Source organism: Mycolicibacterium arseniciresistens (genome assembly GCF_030519285.1).
Lineage (GTDB): Bacteria > Actinomycetota > Actinomycetes > Mycobacteriales > Mycobacteriaceae > Mycobacterium > Mycobacterium arseniciresistens.
In genome coordinates this window covers 1-4,392 of record NZ_JAUMSQ010000430.1, presented here as the reverse complement: position 1 = coordinate 4,392, position 4,392 = coordinate 1, and the positions used below count along the sequence as shown (strand labels likewise).

Annotated in this window: 5 protein-coding genes and 1 pseudogene; 2 read left to right on the top strand and 4 right to left on the bottom strand. The window is 68.9% G+C overall.

Annotation, left to right across the window (positions count from 1 at the left end):
* The first annotated feature begins 21 nt into the window (after nucleotides 1–21).
* The gene (locus Q2100_RS29870; RefSeq protein ID WP_302916929.1) at nucleotides 22–1,392 is read left to right on the top strand and encodes an amino acid permease; all 1,371 of its coding nucleotides are present in this window, start codon (nucleotides 22–24) and stop codon (nucleotides 1,390–1,392) included.
* A 1-nt stretch (nucleotide 1,393) separates the two neighbouring features.
* Here Q2100_RS29870 and Q2100_RS29865 read toward each other — a convergent pair whose 3' ends face one another.
* The 4 genes from Q2100_RS29865 to Q2100_RS29850 form a co-directional block, all read right to left on the bottom strand.
* The gene (locus tag Q2100_RS29865) at nucleotides 1,394–1,600 is read right to left on the bottom strand and encodes a hypothetical protein (protein WP_264013158.1); all 207 of its coding nucleotides are present in this window, start codon (nucleotides 1,598–1,600) and stop codon (nucleotides 1,394–1,396) included.
* 46 nt (nucleotides 1,601–1,646) lie between these two features.
* Nucleotides 1,647–2,351, bottom strand: a complete 705-nt coding sequence (gene tenA / locus Q2100_RS29860) for a thiaminase II (RefSeq protein ID WP_302916928.1) — start codon at nucleotides 2,349–2,351, stop codon at nucleotides 1,647–1,649.
* Between the two features lie 102 nt (nucleotides 2,352–2,453).
* Nucleotides 2,454–3,644 carry an NAD(P)/FAD-dependent oxidoreductase gene (locus tag Q2100_RS29855; RefSeq protein WP_302916927.1) on the bottom strand — a complete coding sequence of 397 codons (1,191 nt, stop codon included), beginning with the start codon at nucleotides 3,642–3,644 and terminating at the stop codon, nucleotides 2,454–2,456.
* Nucleotides 3,645–3,673: 29 nt separating this feature from the next.
* Nucleotides 3,674–3,967: a hypothetical protein gene (locus tag Q2100_RS29850; protein WP_264013163.1), complete on the bottom strand. Its 294-nt coding sequence runs from the start codon at nucleotides 3,965–3,967 to the stop codon at nucleotides 3,674–3,676.
* A 93-nt stretch (nucleotides 3,968–4,060) separates the two neighbouring features.
* Here Q2100_RS29850 and Q2100_RS29845 point away from each other — a divergent pair.
* Nucleotides 4,061–4,392, top strand: a pseudogene (locus Q2100_RS29845) (hypothetical protein); the annotation flags it as partial.

Here is a 4,392-nt window from a genome sequence, read left to right as displayed (position 1 = left end):
TCCCCGAAAGGCGGCGGTGTGATGAGTGAGAAGACCACGACGGCCAACGGCCTCGGCACCAGCCTCAAGTCACGGCACATCACCATGATCTCGATCGCCGGGGTCATCGGCGCCGGACTCTTCGTCGGATCGGCCAATGCGATCAAGGAGGCCGGGCCTGCGGTCCTGATCTCGTATTTCCTGGCCGGCACGCTGGTGGTGCTGGTGATGCGGATGCTCGGGGAGATGGCCACCGCCAATCCCGACACCGGGTCCTTCTCGGTGTACTCCGACCGGGCGTTCGGCGGCTGGGCGGGATTCTCCGTCGGCTGGCTGTACTGGTGGTTCTGGGTGCTGGTGATCCCGGTGGAGGCGACGGCCGCCGCCGAGATCCTGTCCAACCTCGTCGGTGGCGCCCAGTGGTTCTGGGCGCTCGCGGTCACGCTGCTGCTGACGGTCACCAATCTCGCCAGCGTCGGCAACTACGGCGAGTTCGAATTCTGGTTCGCCCTGATCAAGGTCGTCGCCATCGTCGCGTTCATCGGGATCGGCCTGGCCGCCATCTTCGGCGTCATCCCCGACTCGCAGGTGAGCGGCGTCCAGCAGCTGTGGGAGCCGGACGGCTTCATGCCCAACGGTTTCGGCGCGGTGATCGCCGGCATGTTGATCACCATGTTCTCCTTCATGGGCACCGAGATCGTCACGATCGCGGCCGCCGAGTCGCCGAACCCGTCGAAGGGCATCAGCAAGGCGGTCAACTCGGTGATCTGGCGGATCTCGCTGTTCTACCTCGGGTCGATCTTCGTGATCGTCGCCCTCATGCCCTACGACCAACTCGAAGACGGCTCCTACCAGTCGACGCTGGAGGCCATCGGCATCCCGGGATCGAAGCTGATCATGGATCTGGTGATCCTCACCGCGGTGGCGTCATGCCTGAACTCGGCCCTGTACACCGCGTCCCGGATGCTGTTCTCACTGGCCGATCGCCGCGACGCACCACAGGTGGTGCGCAGGGTCGCCGGCAACGGCGCGCCGTGGGTCGCGGTACTGGCGTCGACGTTCGTCGGATTCCTCACGGTGATCGGCAACTACCTGTTGCCGGAGAAGATCTTCGCCTATCTGCTGGCGACCAGCGGCGCGGTGGCGTTGTTCATCTACCTGGCCATCGCGGCGAGTCAGTTCGTGCTGGGCAGGCGGATGCGCGCGGAGGGCGAAGAGCTGCCGTTGCGGATGTGGCTGTTCCCGTATCTGACGGCGGTCGTGATCGTGTGCATCATCGCGGTGCTCGTGCTGATGGCGTTCGATCCCGGTCAGCAGCAGGCGATCCTGTTGTCGACGGTGTCGGCGTTGTTCATCGTGGGCGCCGGAGTCGTGGTGCACCGTCGACGCAGCCGCGACACCACACCGGTGTAACTCATTCCTGTTCGCGCAGCGCGGCCCGAATCATCGGCAGCAGCCATCCCGACAGCGGCCAGACCGCGGCAAGCGCGATGGCGCAGGCCACGCCCACGAGGTTGAGCACGGTCCGGTGCTGCGGGTCGCGGGCGACGTCCGGGCGCAGCAGCAGGAAGGTGGTCAGCACCCATCCGGCCAGATACCCGGTGATCAGCACGACGTTCATGTCCCGCCGTTCTACCCCTCCGGCGAACCCGGCGCATTCCGGCAGGTCAGACCGGCCACACCTGCCTGTGGTGGGCGGCGTCGAAGAACATCCACTCGTAGCGGGCGGTGGTGGCGAAGTGTGCGCGGGCGACGGCTTCGTCCTCGGCGGTGAGTGCCGGCCCGATCCGGTCGGTGAGATCGAGCACCTGCCTGACTGTCGCGGCGAACTCCTCCCCGCCGTAGCTGTCGATCCAGCGTTGGTAGCGAGAATCCGTCGAACCCCGGTCGGCAAGTGCGGCACCGACTTCGGCGTAGATCCAGTAGCACGGCAGCACCGCGGCCAGCCCGTCGGCGAAGGTCCCGCCGTACGCGGTGGCGATGAGATAGCTGGTGTACGCGACGGTCGTCGGGCTCGCGGTGACACCGGCAAGGGCGGCGGCGTCGAGGCCGAGCTCGGGCAGCAGCGCGCTGTGCAGTTCCAGCTCGACGTCGAAAACCTCTGCGGCGTGCCTGCTGAACATCGCGGTGTCGGTCAGCGTCGGCGCCTTCGCGCCGACGATTGCCAGTGCGCGGGCGTAGTCACGCAGATAGTGCACGTCCTGCGCCACGTACTCGGCGAACGCGCCGGCGTCGAGGCTGCCGTCGGTGAGGCCGGTCAGGAATGGATGTCTGAGGATGGCGTTGAAGGTCGGCGCGATCTCGCGCCACAAGCTCGCCGACCAGGAGTGCGGATCCGACGCGCCGATGGTGGGGTTCGTCACGACGACCATCCTCGCAGCAGCGGCAAAGGGCTGACTGTGCGGCGTGTCGTCGATGATGCCGCCGGAACTCGCCGGCTCGCCGCACACTCGGTGCGACCACCTTCACCGGGTTCACAGTCGCCCCTTGAGGATCAGGTTCCAATAGCTGCGCGGCAGTCCGTAGCGGTCGAACGCCCAGGCGCTGCGCCGCGCGGCGAGCGGGTCGATGAACGACGGCAGCGACGAGGTGATCGCGCCGCTGCGGTCGAACTCGCCGGGGATGAGGCGGTGCGCCGAGGTGGTGACCGGGGCGACGGTGTAGCCGTCATAGGTATCGAGGCGCTTGCCGGTGCGGGCGGCGAGCAGGTTGTCCACCAGGATCGCGATCTGGCGCCGCAGTGCGCCGCCGGAGGGGTCGGTGTCCACGGCGGCCGCGTCGCCTGCCGCCCACACATTGGCGTGGTCGCGGTGCTGCAGGGTCAGCGGATCGATGTCGATGAGACCGTGCGGCGCCCGGCCGGCGAGGCCGGAGGCCTCGATCCAGTGCGGCCCCCGGAACGGCGGAACGAGGTGGAGCATGTCGTAGGGCAGCTCACGGGTCGCTCCGACGTTGTCCGCCAAAGTGATTCGCTGCCCGCCTGGATCGACGGCGGTGACCGCGGTGTCGCGCAGGACGTGCACGCCGAGTTCGTGGCAGCGGCCGAGCAGCCGGTCGTCGAGGTCCGGCACGCCGAGCAGGCGGTGCCGGTCGATCACCAGCGTGATGTCGACCGGTCGCGAGGTCTTGTGCCAGTGCGCGGCCGCCAGGAACAGCGGCTTGAGGGTGGTGCCGGTGCAACTCACCGGGGGCCGGGGCAACGTGAAGACGGCCCGGCCGTGCGGGGCGATTTCCTGCACCAGTCGCCACGTCTCCTCGGCCTGGTTCAGGTAGTTGCTGGCCACCGAGGACGTGGCCATCGCGGCGTCCACCCCGGGCAGGGCGTCGGTGTCGGGAACCAGCCCCGGTCCCAGGATCAGGTCCCGGTACCCGTAGCGCCTCCCGGAGGCGCACTCCACGACGCCCTGTGCGGCGTCCACCGCGACGGCCGAGTCGCGGATCCAGTCGCAGCCGCGGGGGGTGACCGACCGCTGGGTCCGTTCGGCACTCTGTAGGGCGGCCTGGCCGCCGCCGACGTAGGACAGCAGCGGACGGTAGGTGTGCACCTGCTGCGGTTCGATGACGGCGACGTCTTCGACGCCCTGCCGGATCAGGCGGGCCGCTGCGCTGATGCCCGCGTTGCCGCCGCCGATGACAAGGACGTCGTACGAACCGTCGGCAACCATGCCCGCGCTCTACCCTCAGACGGCGGCGGTCAACCCTTCGCCCGGGTCCTGGCCTGTTCGAGTTCGGCGATCAGGGCGTCCACCTCGGCGCGCCGCTCGGCTGGCACCAGCAGCGAGTAGAAGGTGCCGACGCTGACCGTCACCTGCAGCAGGTCCTCCTTCTCGCGGCCGAACAGCTTCTTGCGGCGGGTGATCTCGTCGACCCGGGTGTCGGAGTACTGGTCGGCCGGGTTGCGGCCACGTGACGATCCGGTCCTGAGTTTCTCGACCCAGTTGCCGTCGACCACGATGCTTTCCCCGTTGAGCCCGTCGATGCGGAACATGGGTGAAGTAAACCAGCGCGGAGCGAGGAGCGCGGTGACTCGGCGGCGGATTCGCCGCCGGGCCATGGCCCTCGACCGTGCGACGATCGGTTGGTGCCCGATTGGACCTACCACCCGTTGAGTCCCATCGCCGGCGCCGTGCTCGGTGAGCACCGGACCCGGGTGATGGCGCTACGCCTGCTCGCAACACTGATCCGCTTCGCCGGCGGCCGGCGCTGGATCCCGCGGATGTTCGACCACCCGCGGTCGCCGCCGGAGTGGGCGGGCCGCTTCGGCGCGTCGGTGCCGCTGTCCGTCGCCCGCGACGCCGTCACCGTCCTGCCGGTGCAGGGTGCGGGGATCGTGGAGATCGGCCCGGTGGGCGCCGCGGACATCGACCGCCTTCGTGCCGCCACCGCGGGACGGACCTGCCGCGTCGTCGCCGT